We start from the raw sequence: 12049 nt of genomic DNA on the forward strand, positions 1-12049 counted from the left end.
CGGGCCGCATGAGACATGGCGGCCATGGTCCTGCGCATCCTGTTCAGCCCCCCTGCCAGCGACACCGCGCCGGCACCCGCGCTTCGCTGGCGTCCCCTGCGCCGGGCGCTGATCTGGCTGCGTTGGCTGGGCCTGCGGTTCCTGGCGCTGATGCTGGCGCTGGTGATGTTCTATGCGCTGATCAACCCGCCGACGACCTGGACCATCGTGGCCGAGGGGACGCAGCCGCGGGCCTGGGTGGATATCGAGGACGTGGCCCCGGTCATGCGCCGGTCCGTCGTCGCGGCCGAGGACGCCAATTTCTGCCTGCACTGGGGTTTCGACATGACCGAAATCCGCAAGGTCGTGGCCTCGGGTTCGTCGCGGGGGGCCTCGACGCTGACCCAGCAGACGGCGAAGAACGTGTTCCTGTGGCAGGGACGCAGCTGGACGCGCAAGGTGCTGGAAACCGCCTTTACCCCCATGATCGAGGCCTTCTGGTCCAAGCGCCGCATCCTGGAAGTCTATCTGAATGTCGCCGAATTCGGCCCCGGCATCTTCGGGATCAAAGCCGCGGCGCGGGAATATTTCGGCACCACCCCCGACCGGCTGACACCCGTGCAGGCCGCACGGCTGGCGGCCGTCCTGCCCGCGCCAAAGTCCCGCAGTCCGAACCGGGCATCCGCCCGGTCCCGCGCGATCGCGGACGGGGCCGCGACGATTGCGCGCGACGGGCGGGCCGATTGCCTGTAAAGGCTGCGCCTTCCGGTTGAAACATGGCCGCCACAGGCTTATCAAGGCCGGATTGCATGACAGATGATCCCGAAGCAGGCGATGAATACCAATAATCAGACCACCCGCCTTTATCATTCTGCCCTTTCGCCCTTCTGCCGCAAGGTGCGGCTGGTGCTGGCCGAAAAGAGGATCGAGGTCGAACTGGTCGAGGAACGCTATTGGGAAAGCCCGCCCGACCTGAAGCGCCGCAACCCGGCGGGCAAGCTGCCGGTGCTGCGCCATCGCGGCAACATGCTGGCCGAAAGCCAGGCGATCATCGAATATCTGGACGAAGCCGTTCCCAGCCCTGCGCTGATGCCCGCCACGCCCTTGGAGCGGCACGAGGTGCGCCGCCTCTGCGCCTGGTTCGACGACAAGTTCAACACCGAGGTGACGGTCCCGATCCTGACCGAACGGGTGTGGAAGAAGGTCACCCGCCAGGGCTATCCCGACAGCCGGGTGGTCAAGGACGGGCTGCGCGCGATCAAGGAGCATATCGACTATCTGACCACGCTGCTGGAAACCCGCCGCTGGCTGGGGGGCAACAGCCTGTCGCTGGCGGACTTCACGGCGGCGGCGCATTTTTCCTGCCTTGATTATATTTCGGACGTGGATTGGGACCGGTCGGAATCCTTGCGCGACTGGTATGCGACGATCAAGTCGCGCCCGGCTTTCCGGTCGGTCCTGGCCGACCAGGTGCCGGGGATCCACCCGGCCCCCCATTATGCCGAGCTTGATTTCGGATAAGTCTGGGGGGCCAGCCCCCCAGACCCCCCGGGATATTTATGCCAGAATGAAAGAGCGTCTGGCGGCTGAGGCCGAGGCGGTCGGGTTTTCGCGGATGCGGGTCACGACGCCGGATGCGGTTCCGCAGGTGGCCGAACGGTTGCAGCAGTTTCTGGACGCCGGGCGGCACGGGCAGATGGGCTGGATGGCCGAGCGGACGCATTGGCGGGGCGATCCGGCGGCGCTGTGGCCCGAGGCGAGGTCGGTGATCGTGCTGGCCGAGCTTTACACGCCCGACCATGATCCCCTGGGCGTGCTTGAACAGCGCGACCGCGCGGCGATCAGCGTCTATGCCCAGGGGCGCGATTATCATGACTTGGTCAAGAAACGCCTGAAGCAGTTGGGGCGGTGGCTTCTGGAGCAGGTGCCCGGAGAACAAATCAAGGTTTTCGTCGATACCGCGCCGGTCATGGAAAAGCCCCTGGCGCAGGCCGCGGGGATGGGCTGGCAGGGCAAGCACACCAACCTTCTGTCGCGCGACCTGGGAAGCTGGTTCTTCCTGGGGTCGATCTTCACGACCGTTCCCCTGCCCCCCGACGCGCCCGAGATTTCCCATTGCGGATCCTGCCGCGCCTGCCTGGACGCTTGCCCGACCAAGGCCTTTCCCGCGCCCTATCAGCTGGATGCGCGGCGCTGCATTTCCTATCTGACGATCGAACACAAGGGTCCGGTCGATCCCGCGCTGCGCCCGCTGCTGGGAAACCGCATCTATGGCTGCGACGATTGCCTGGCGGTCTGTCCCTGGAACAAGTTCGCCCAGGCCGGGTCCGAAATGCGCTATCGCGGCATCGTCGCCGCGCCGCCATTGGCGGAACTGGCCATGCTCGACGATACCGGCTTTCGGGCACGCTTTTCAGGCAGCCCGATCAAGCGGATCGGACGAGACCGGTTCGTCCGCAATGTGCTGTATGCCATTGGCAATTCCGGCGATTCCGGTTTGGCCGATGTGGCGCGCGGGCTGGTCGATGATCCCGACCCCGCCGTGGCCGATGCCGCCCGCTGGGCTGCGGAACGGTTGGCCCAGTCCTGAGGTCACAGCAGGAAATCGCCGCGGTCGAGGTCGATATGGCCCAGCAACCGCAGCAGGAAGTCTGCCTTGCCGTCTCCGTTCAGGTCGGCCATGACGCGGGTTTCGGCCCCCAGATGCTGCCAGCGAACCTGCCGGGCCGCGCTGAAGTTCGCATCATCGATATATCCCAGCCTGAAGGCGCGCAGGTCCAGCCGGTCGGCTGTGCCGGAAAAATCATGGATCACATCCGGCGCGGCGGGCAGGCTTTCGGCCAGGGCGACGAAGCGGAACACGTCCGCGCCATCGCCCCCCACAAGCACATCGGCCCCGCCCCCACCGATCAGGATATCGTTGCCAAAGCCGCCCCACAGGGTATCGCGCAGGTCGCCGCCGTTGAGGACATCGTTCCCCGCCTCGCCCCACAGCATGTCCGACCCCGCGCCGCCAAGCAGCGCATCGTCGCCCGGACCGCCATAAAGCGTGTCGTTCCCACCATCGCCTGACAGCGAATCGTTGCCCGCTTCTCCGAACAGGCCGTCATTACCGGATTGTCCCGCCAGCCGGTCGTTGTCCAGTCCGCCGCGCAGGGTGTCGTTTCCCGCCCCTGCGACAAGGACATCGTTTCCTGCGTCTCCGTTCAGCCTGTCGTGGCCTGCCCCCGCGGTCAACGCATCATTGCCGTCGCCGCCCCACAGGACATTGTGTCCCCACAGGTCCGCGAGGATGTCGTTTCCTCCTTCCCCGAACAGGCTGTCGTTTCCCGGCCCGCCGTCCAGCCTGTCGTTGCCGGCACCAGCCTGCAGAACATCGTTGTCCATGCCCCCCAGCAAGGTGTCCCACCCCGCGCCTGTCTGCAGGCGGTCATGGCCCCAGCCGCCATCCAGATGGTTGCTGCCCAACAGATCCTGCAGGATGTCGCTGCCCGCCTCGCCCAGAAGGCGGTCGTTCCCCGCATCGCCCAACAACCGGTCGTTTCCGGCCCCGGCCATGAGATGATCGTTGCCCAGCCCTCCGGCCAGCCAATCCATCCCTGCCCCTGCCCGCAACGTGTCATTGCCCGCGTCCCCCAGCAGGCGGTTGTTGCCAGACAGGTCGGCCAGCAGGTCGTTGCCGTCCTGGCCTTGCAGCGTGTCGTTTCCCAGATTGCCGTTCAGCTGGTCGTTCCCCAGCCCCCCGTAAAGCGCGTCGTCGCCCGCCCCGCCGTCCAGAAGATCGCTCTCCGCATCGCCGAACAGCTGATCGTTTCCGCCGTCGCCGAACAGGCGGTCATTGCCCCCGCCGGCACGCAGAACGTCGCTGCCTTCTCCTCCGCGCAGCAGGTCAAGTCCTGCGCCCGCGATCAGCAGATCGTTCCCGTCCTCGCCATGAAACTGATTGTTGCCAAAGAGATCCTCGAGCCGGTCGGCGCCCGTGCCGCCCCACATGATGTCGTTGCCGGTCTGGCCGTTCAGCATGTCCACACCCGCGCCGCCGCGCAGCAGGTCGTTGCCGTCGCCCCCCCAAAGGCTGTCCAGGCCGGAACCGGCGATCAGCGTGTCATGGCCCGCGCCGCCCAGAAGGTGGTTGTTGCCCAGCACGTCCTCGAGATAGTCGTTGTCGTTTTCGCCGGCCAGGGTATCGTCGCCCGTTTCTCCGAACAGGCGGTCGGCGCCGGGGCCGCCATACAGCCGATCGTTGCCGATGCCGCCGCGCAGGGTGTCATGGCCAAGGCCGCCATAGATCAGGTCATTGCCGTCATGGCCCAGCAGGCTGTCGTTTCCGTCGTCGCCGAACAGCGTATCGTTGCCGCCCTGTCCCAGCAGAAGATCCGCGCCGCTGCCCCCGCGCAGCAGGTCGTTGCCCGCCTGGCCATGGACCGTATCATCCCCCGCCCCGGCCGAGACGGTGTCGTTGCCTGTCCCGGCCTGGATCACGTCGTTTCCCCCGGCACCCAGCAGGCTGTCCGGGGCGGCAGTGCCGAAGACCCATTTGCCGACGGTCGTGGGCGGCGTCACGATCTTGACCGGATCCAGCGCGGGCAGGCCGTAGTGGCCGATGGGAAACATCCCGTTGTCGAAATCGCCGGGGGTCAGGGCACCGCCCGAGCGGGTGCGGATCTCCAGGATCGAATTGCCATAGATGATCCGCATCCCCCAGGTTTGGGGAACGAAGTTCAGCTGCCAGGTGCTGCGGATCATGCCCAGCAAGGACAGGTCCAGCCGATCCGCGCCTGCCTCATAGTCGGTGATGATCACGCGGCCATCGAAGCGGTCGATGACGAAGACATCGGCCCCTTCCCCACCCGTCAGCGTGATGTTGGACTTGGCGGTGACAAGGATGTCGTCGCCGTCGCCGCCCTGCAGATGCGTCGTGGCGGCAGTCGCCAGCAGCAGATCGTCGCGCGACGTTCCCGCGACCGTCCCCGCACCCGCCAGACCCGTCTGGCCAAGGGCGCCGGGGTCGATGGCAAGCTGGGTCAGACCGGTTTCGCCGTCCGAGGTGACAAGCAGCACGATCTTGCCCCCGATCACCGTGGCCTCGATGGCACTGACACGCGCCAGGGCCATGTCGGCGCTGTCGGCGATGGTTTGCAGATGCATCATCCTGCCGTCGGGCAGCAGCGTGAAGATGCTGATGCCGCCGTCGGCGCCGCCCGCGATCACATAGCCACGCCCGTCGACGACTGCCGTGGCAAGGGCCGTCACAGACTGGAACCGGGTCGTCAGTTCATCGACGATGTGATCGACCGCGGTCAGCGCGCCTGTCTTGTCCAGCCGGAACACCGACAGGGACGACGACGTGGCCCCCGCCACCACCACGAAGCTCTTGCCCCCGAACTCGATCGCGGCAATGTCCGATGGGACATAGTAGCCCAGTCCCGCCTCGGCGACATGGACCGCCCCCTGGCCCAGGGCGCCGTCCGCGCCAAGCGCGTGGGTCGAGATGAAATTGCCCAGGCCCGAGATGGCGACCAGCAGGCGCTGCCCGTCCACCGTCGCCATGATGATCTTGTCCAGCGACGCCTCGGCCACGCCGGCCGGCAGGGGCAGTTGGACCGAAGACACAGGCACAAGGGCGCCATCGGCGCCGATCCGGCTTGTCTCGATCGCCAGCCGGTCGTGACGGGCCGAAAACAGGAACTGCCCCTGGTCGCTGGTCATGCCGCCGCTGGCGGACAGTTGCGCCCCGATCCGGTCTGCCGGGAAAAGCTGCGCGATCTCGCCAAGCCGGCCCCTGCCGTCGAAGGACAGCCCGGCCACGCCCGCGCCCGACATCCCCCCGACCATCAGGTCGCCACCGCCTTCCCCGCCCAGGACCGTCAGGAAAGGCTCTGCCTGATAGGTAAAGTTCAACGGAAAGGCAGCCGCCTGACCGCGTTCCAGCGGCGCCAGGGGGTCGCTGATTCGATAGGTGCTGACCCCGCCCTTCGCATTCACGGCGAACAGCATCCATTTGCCATCGACAGGAGCCAGGGCCAGATCGGCAACATTCGACAGCCAGCGCGGTTGCGCGGTGCCATATGTGACGATGTGCTGCCAAGAAATCATCTGGTCCGTTCAATGCGCATTTGCAGCCGGCCCGCACGGGGCAATACGCTAACAGAACCCTAACCCGCCTTGTCCGAACAATCGGATTATCCCGGCAGATTGATGAAATCTTTAGGCATAGAATGCTAAAGGTCCGTAAATGATCAAGCCCGGTTGTGACACCGAGGCAATCTTCATCATCGTCGCCAATTCGTCGACCGTGGTGCGGATCAGCCGCTGGTGCGGATGCCCCACGGATTCCGCGAACAGGGCGGGCGTATCGCCCGGCAGGCCATGGGCACGCAACCCCGCCGCAAGGTCGGGAAAGCTTCGCTGGCCCATGAAGACCACGGTCGTGACCGCCGGATCGGCGATGGCCGCCCAGTTGATGTCCTCGGGCAGGTGGCCCGTCACATCGGCGCCGGTGATGAACTGCACCCGCCGCGCCGTCAGCCGGCGGGTCAGGGGGATCCCCGCCGCCGCCGCAGCAGCACTGGCCGATGTGACGCCGGGCACGATCTCGAAGGCGATGCCGGCGCCGGTCAGGGCGACCAGTTCCTCCTCCAGCCGCCCGAAGATGCCCGAATCGCCCGATTTCAGCCGCACGACCCGGCGCCCCGCCAGGGCATGTTCGACCAGCAGCGCATTGACGTGATCCTGCCGCGCTGACGGACGGCCCGCCCGCTTGCCGACCGCGATCAGCATCGCGTCGGGATTGGCGTGGTCCAGGACCGGACCGGATGCCAGGTCGTCGTAAAGCACCACCTCGGCCCGCGCCAGGCGGTCCACGGCCCTCAGCGTCAGCAGTTCCGGGTCGCCCGGCCCGGCAGAGACAAGCGACACGAAACCGGTTGATGGCATGGAGAGATCAGGCAAGGGACAGCTTTCGGCCGGGGATTTCCAGCTATACCACCCAAGACGGGCCTGACAATGCCGGGCGGCGAAACCTTGGCCGGTCCCGCCCACGGATCCGCGAACTGAACATGAGGGATGCAATGACCGTCATATGCTGGTTTCGCCGTGTGCTGCGGCTGGACGATCACCCCGCGCTTGTGGCCGCCGCCGAAAGCGGGCCGGTGATTCCGCTGGTGATCCTGGATCCGGCCGAAGCGTGCGCCCACCCGGCGTCGGCCCAGCGACAGGCGATGGCGCTGCCCGATCTGGACGCGGCCCTGCGCCGCCAGGGCAGCCGGTTGATCGTCCGGCGCGGCGACCCTGCCACAGTGCTGCTCGCGATGATCCGCGACAGCGGCGCCCAGGCGGTCCACGCGACGCAGGGATTGCCCTTCGCCACGGATGACGGCTTGGCGACAGCGGTGGAACGGGCGGGGGCCAAACTGCATCTGCATCCGCCGGCCGACCTGGTCCCGCGCGGCAGCGTGCTGACCGGCACCGGCACCCGCTTCAAGGTCTTCACGCCCTTCTGGCGCGCCCTGCGCAAGGGATCGATCGCCGATCCCCTGCCCGCGCCGCGCCCGTCCCTGCCCACGTCCTGGCCTGACGGCGACGGCCTGGACTGGCCCGAGGCACGCGCGGCGATGAACCGCGGCTGGGATGTGGTGGCGCGCCATGTCCAGGCCGGGGAAAGCGCGGCCCATGCCCGGCTGGACGCATTTCTGGACAGGCTGGACGCCCGCTATGGCACACGCCGCGACACTCCGTCCGACGGCGCTGCGACCTCGGGCCTGTCGGATGCCTTGGCGGTCGGCGAAATCAGCGCGCGGCGATTGTGGCACAGGGCGATGAACGCCCAGGCCCACGGCATCGGCGGGGTCGAGGATTTCCTGCGCGAACTGGCTTGGCGGGAATTCGCACGCGATCTTTTCGACGCCATGCCCGACATGGGCCAGACGTGCTGGAGAGCGGAATGGAATGATTTTCCATGGCAAAGCGATGGCGCAGAGGCCGAAGCTTGGCGACAGGGCCGCACCGGTGTGGCCCTGGTCGATGCAGGAATGCGAGAGATGTTCGCGACCGGGCGGATGCACAACCGGGTGCGGATGATCGCGGCCAGCTATCTGGTCAAGCATCTGATGGTTGACTGGCGCGTCGGGCTGGACTGGTTCGCGCGCTGCCTGACCGACTGGGACGCGGCCAGCAACGCGATGAACTGGCAATGGGTGGCGGGCTGCGGGCCGGATGCCTCTCCCTATTTCCGGGTGTTCAATCCCGACACCCAGGCCGCGAAGTTCGACGGCAAGCGGCTCTATCGCGACTATTGGCTGGCTCCGGGGGCGAAGGGCGCGGCCGAGTTTGCCGAGGCGGCGCCCCGATCCTGGGTGCTGGAGGCCCGCCCCGCGCCGCTGATCGACCTGGACCAGGGCAGGCAGCGCGCCCTTGATGCCTATGCCCGCTTCCGGCGATAGGCGGCCGCGCGCCAGATCAGCGCGGTGGCCGCAAGCCCTGCCAGCACCAGAACGACCGGATTGGCGGGCGTCAGGTTCGCGGCCAGGATGCCGATCAAGGCCCAGGCGACACCCGCCGGATAGGCCCACTCGCCTGGACGCACCGCCTGCACGGCCAGGGCCGCGCCGGTCACGGCCAGCAGGCACAGGATCGCGGCCGCCTGTTCAGACAGGATCCCGTATCCCCCCAGGACAATCCCGAAGGACGCCCCCGTGGCCGCCGTCAGCCAGCCCGCATACAGCGCGACGGGCCGCACCTGCCAGACCGGATCCTGCCGACCGGCGCGCAGGAAGGCGATCAGCGCCGGCACCAGCATCGCCACGATCAGCACGGTCGCGCCGATGGGGGTATTGTGCGCCGTCTCGATCCAGAACATTCCCAGTGCCAGGCTGACCAGCAGCGCAGGGCGCATCGGCTGCCAGTCGGGATCGGCCGGCCGCTTCCAGGCACCAAAGGCGGAACCCGCGACCAGCCAGGCGAAGATCAGGCCCCAGATGGAAAAGGCCCAGCCCGCAGGCTGGATCGGCGGATCGACCTGCGGGATCGGGAACTGGTCGGGACGATAGCCGCCAAAGCCGTTCGACAGCATGGGCGAGACGGCAAAGGCGACGGCTGCCAGCAGCACAAGGATGGAAAGCAGGTTGCGCATGGAATTTCCCTTGATCACGTTTGCAGCCCCAACCCCTGACGGGCCTGTTCCAGATCCTCGGGTGTGTTGATGTTGAAGAAGGGGTCGGGCGATATGTCCCAGCCAACCGTCGCCGCGCCGTGTTCCGCGGCAAAGCCGCGCACCCGCCGTTTCCCCAGGACCAGAAAGCCGCGTAAGGCATCCCGCAGCGCCACCGGCCACAGGCCGAAGGTCGGGTGATCCACGACCCGCCCCCCGCCATCCCGCCCGGCGGCCAGAACGATGCCGTTGCCCTGCGCAGTCAGGCGCGTGGCAAGATCGCGCGGAAAGAACGGCGTATCGCCCGCGACGCTGATCACCGCATCCGCGCCAAGCCCTGCCGCCCAGTCCATGCCCGCCAGGATTCCCGCCAGCGGCCCCGGGAAATCGGGCAGACTGTCGGGCAGGACAGGCAGCCCGAAACCGGCGAACCGCACCGCATCGCCATTCGCGTTCAGCGCCAGCGGCGCGCATTGCGGGGCCAGCCGGTCGATGATTCGCGCCAGCATGGGCCTGCCGCCCAGATCCAGCAGGCATTTGTCGCCCCCCCCCATGCGGGTCGCGCGGCCTCCGGCAAGGATGATGGCGGGATGGGTCATGGGGCGGTTGTGGCCCCGATCGGCGCGCATGGCAAGATCGGACCACTTCTTGGTGGGACACATCCAGGGCCGGACCCTATCCGTTTCTTGACACGACAGGTCGGCGACACTAGCCGATGCGGGACGCTGGCCAGGACCGGAACCTGTGCATGAGACATGACCCCCTGCCCCCCTATCAGACCCAGGCCAGCCTGCCCGACCTGCCCTTTGCCATGATCGACACCCTGATCCGGGCCGAGGCTGCGGAACAGGGGCTGGATCTGCACGACGGGCATGGCCGGTCCACGTGGTGCAAGCTGCCGGACGGGGGCGAATTCGGCGCGAAGATGGGACCGACGGGCAGCATCCTTTATGTCCGCGCCCATGCCCGCGACCGGCTGCACGACCTGTGCAAGACCGTCACGCATCGGTTGGTCGGGCATCTGCCGGATCTGCGGCCGGCATGGTCGTCGCTGGACCGTCCCGGCGCGCATCCCCCCAATTTCAGCCTGGCGCGGGTGGCGGGCGTCACCCGGATCGCGGCCGATTTCCTGCGCCTGCGTCTTGAGGGAGGCGACATGGGCCGTCTTTCCCGCGACCTGATCCATTTCCGTCTGGTGCTGCAACCGCGGGGAACGACGGTTCCCGCTTGGCCGGTGATCGGGGACGACGGTCGGACGGTCTGGCCCAAGGGCGCGGCCACGCTGCACAGGCCTGCCTATACGGTGCGCCATATCGATCCGGCTGCGGGCTGGCTGGACACCGACATCTTCATCCATGACGGCGGGCGGGCCTGCGATTTCGCGGCCTGCGCCGCACCAGGCACCGTAGTGGGGCTGACCGGGCCGGGCGGCGGCGGGATCGTGCAAGCGGGCAGCCTGCTGATCGGCGGGGACGAAACCGCCTATCCTGCCCTGGCCCGCACCCTGGAAGCCGCAGCCGCCGATGTGCGGGGCGAATGTCACCTGTTCGGCGCCCGATCGGATTATCCCCTGCCCGACCATCCGGGCATCCGCATCATCCACACGCCTGGCGGCGAGGCCGTTCTGGCAGACCGGCTACGCCAAGAGGGCACGAACGCCCGGCGAATCTGGCTTGCCACCGAACGGTCGCGTCTGGCGCCTCTGAAGACCGCCATCCTGGACGACTTGCGCATCGACAAGGCGCAGGCCCATCTTGCCGCGTATTGGAGTGCCTGAAACGGCAGACCCGCCACGTCAATAGTTGACAATTTTACATGGCTGTTCGATATGCGGCAAAACCCTGCGGGCCGGGCCATGGCCCTGTGCGCCGTTTCGGACCCCGCAGCGACCGCGACCAGCCGCCCCGGCGGATCAAGAAGCCAAGGAACGCCATGACCCATCTTCCGCTGTCCCGTCTCGGCGCCCCCATTGTCTTTTCGCTGGCCTGCCTGATGGCATCCCTGGCCCATGCGCAGGACGCCGCGCCCGCCCCTTTGGCGCAACAGCCGCAAGCGCCGGTGCAGGCGACAGGACCGGCTGCGGAACCCGCCGCACCCCAGGCCGCCGCAGTCCCGGCCTCGCCTGAACCCGAACCCGAACCGGTTGCCGATTTCCTTCCTCAGCCGGTGCAGGATGCCCTGGCCCCGATCCTGACGCCCCCTGCGCGCGACCCGAACCTGCCCCATGACCTGTCGCCGATGGGAATGTTCTGGGCCGCCGACATCGTGGTCAAGGCGGTGATGATCGGGCTGGCCTTTGCATCGGTCGTCACCTGGACGGTGCTGGTGGTCAAGGCCCTGGAACTGTGGGGGGCCAGCGCCACGGCGCAAAACGGCATCCGCCGCATCAAGCGGGCCGCCAGCCTGGATGCCGCCGTGGCCGCCAGCGGCAGCCGCCGCGACGCGGTGTCGCGCATGATCCGCAGCGCGGCCGAGGAATACCGCCGGTCCCGCCCTGCCCTGGACGTGGCGGGGGACCACGGCGTCAAGGAGCGCGTCGAATCGCAGCTGGACCGGATCGAGGCCGTCGCGGGCCGGCGCATGGGCAGGGGCACCGGCATCCTGGCCACCATCGGATCGACCGCCCCCTTCGTGGGCCTGTTCGGCACCGTCTGGGGGATCATGAACAGCTTCATCGGGATCTCCGAAAGCCAGACCACGAACCTGGCCGTCGTGGCGCCGGGTATTGCCGAGGCTTTGCTGGCGACGGCCATCGGCCTGGTTGCGGCGATCCCGGCGGTGGTGATCTATAACATCTTTGCGCGCGGCATCACCGGCTATCGCCTGCGGCTGGCAAATGCGGCGGCGGGCGTGCGCCAGCTGGTCAGCCGCGATCTGGACTTCCGCGGCATCGCCGCCACCACCGCACCGGGGGAATAGGCC

General features: G+C 67.6%; 10 protein-coding genes. 6 read left to right on the top strand and 4 right to left on the bottom strand.

The annotated features are described in order from the left end of the window. The first annotated feature begins 15 nt into the window (after window positions 1-15). From mtgA to queG, 3 genes are all read left to right on the top strand, one after another. Window positions 16-732 carry a monofunctional biosynthetic peptidoglycan transglycosylase gene (gene mtgA, locus RAH32_RS08455; protein WP_373429685.1) on the top strand — a complete coding sequence of 239 codons (717 nt, stop codon included), beginning with the start codon at window positions 16-18 and terminating at the stop codon, window positions 730-732. 81 nt (window positions 733-813) lie between these two features. Continuing rightward, window positions 814-1500: an FtsZ-binding protein FzlA gene (gene fzlA, locus RAH32_RS08460; RefSeq protein WP_306607065.1), complete on the top strand. Its 687-nt coding sequence runs from the start codon at window positions 814-816 to the stop codon at window positions 1498-1500. 46 nt (window positions 1501-1546) lie between these two features. After that, a complete protein-coding gene (queG, locus tag RAH32_RS08465; RefSeq protein WP_306607067.1) occupies window positions 1547-2569 on the top strand; it encodes a tRNA epoxyqueuosine(34) reductase QueG in 1023 nt (340 codons plus the stop codon). Window positions 2570-2571: 2 nt separating this feature from the next. Here queG and RAH32_RS08470 read toward each other — a convergent pair whose 3' ends face one another. Together RAH32_RS08470 and cobA are read right to left on the bottom strand one after the other, a co-directional pair. Further along, complete coding sequence (locus RAH32_RS08470; RefSeq protein ID WP_306607069.1) at window positions 2572-6075, bottom strand: M10 family metallopeptidase C-terminal domain-containing protein; 3504 nt, start codon at window positions 6073-6075, stop codon at window positions 2572-2574. A 111-nt stretch (window positions 6076-6186) separates the two neighbouring features. After that, a complete protein-coding gene (gene cobA / locus RAH32_RS08475; RefSeq protein ID WP_306607071.1) occupies window positions 6187-6915 on the bottom strand; it encodes a uroporphyrinogen-III C-methyltransferase in 729 nt (242 codons plus the stop codon). 134 nt (window positions 6916-7049) lie between these two features. On the opposite strand from cobA, the gene RAH32_RS08480 reads away from it, so the two are divergent. Beyond that, window positions 7050-8420, top strand: a complete 1371-nt coding sequence (locus RAH32_RS08480) for a cryptochrome/photolyase family protein (protein WP_306607074.1) — start codon at window positions 7050-7052, stop codon at window positions 8418-8420. Here the strand turns inward: RAH32_RS08480 and RAH32_RS08485 are convergent. Together RAH32_RS08485 and mobA are read right to left on the bottom strand one after the other, a co-directional pair. Beyond that, a complete protein-coding gene (locus RAH32_RS08485) occupies window positions 8399-9109 on the bottom strand; it encodes a hypothetical protein (protein WP_306607076.1) in 711 nt (236 codons plus the stop codon). The two genes, RAH32_RS08480 and RAH32_RS08485, sit on opposite strands and share 22 nt — an antisense overlap. Before the next feature lie 14 nt (window positions 9110-9123). Continuing rightward, the gene (gene mobA, locus RAH32_RS08490; protein ID WP_306607729.1) at window positions 9124-9726 is read right to left on the bottom strand and encodes a molybdenum cofactor guanylyltransferase MobA; all 603 of its coding nucleotides are present in this window, start codon (window positions 9724-9726) and stop codon (window positions 9124-9126) included. A gap of 149 nt (window positions 9727-9875) precedes the next feature. Here mobA and RAH32_RS08495 point away from each other — a divergent pair, with 149 nt between their 5' ends. Both RAH32_RS08495 and exbB read left to right on the top strand, forming a co-directional pair. Further along, entirely contained in the window at window positions 9876-10904 is a 1029-nt protein-coding gene (locus tag RAH32_RS08495; RefSeq protein WP_306607078.1) for a siderophore-interacting protein, read from the top strand. Window positions 10905-11059: 155 nt separating this feature from the next. Next, on the top strand, window positions 11060-12046 hold the full coding sequence (gene exbB / locus RAH32_RS08500) for a tonB-system energizer ExbB (protein ID WP_306607080.1): 987 nt from the start codon (window positions 11060-11062) through the stop codon (window positions 12044-12046). Window positions 12047-12049: the final 3 nt, after the last annotated feature.

The sequence above is a fragment of the Paracoccus yibinensis genome (genome assembly GCF_030846195.1).
GTDB lineage: Bacteria > Pseudomonadota > Alphaproteobacteria > Rhodobacterales > Rhodobacteraceae > Paracoccus > Paracoccus yibinensis.

Coding starts and splice junctions, on each gene's coding strand:
- queG (WP_306607067.1), top strand. CDS start 1,547: ATGAAAGAGCGTCTGGCGGCTGAGGCCGAGGCGGTCGGGTTTTCGCGG.
- exbB (WP_306607080.1), top strand. CDS start 11,060: ATGACCCATCTTCCGCTGTCCCGTCTCGGCGCCCCCATTGTCTTTTCG.
- cobA (WP_306607071.1), bottom strand. CDS start 6,915: ATGCCATCAACCGGTTTCGTGTCGCTTGTCTCTGCCGGGCCGGGCGAC.
- fzlA (WP_306607065.1), top strand. CDS start 814: ATGAATACCAATAATCAGACCACCCGCCTTTATCATTCTGCCCTTTCG.
- mobA (WP_306607729.1), bottom strand. CDS start 9,726: ATGACCCATCCCGCCATCATCCTTGCCGGAGGCCGCGCGACCCGCATG.
- mtgA (WP_373429685.1), top strand. CDS start 16: ATGGCGGCCATGGTCCTGCGCATCCTGTTCAGCCCCCCTGCCAGCGAC.
- RAH32_RS08480 (WP_306607074.1), top strand. CDS start 7,050: ATGACCGTCATATGCTGGTTTCGCCGTGTGCTGCGGCTGGACGATCAC.
- RAH32_RS08485 (WP_306607076.1), bottom strand. CDS start 9,109: ATGCGCAACCTGCTTTCCATCCTTGTGCTGCTGGCAGCCGTCGCCTTT.
- RAH32_RS08470 (WP_306607069.1), bottom strand. CDS start 6,075: ATGATTTCTTGGCAGCACATCGTCACATATGGCACCGCGCAACCGCGC.
- RAH32_RS08495 (WP_306607078.1), top strand. CDS start 9,876: ATGAGACATGACCCCCTGCCCCCCTATCAGACCCAGGCCAGCCTGCCC.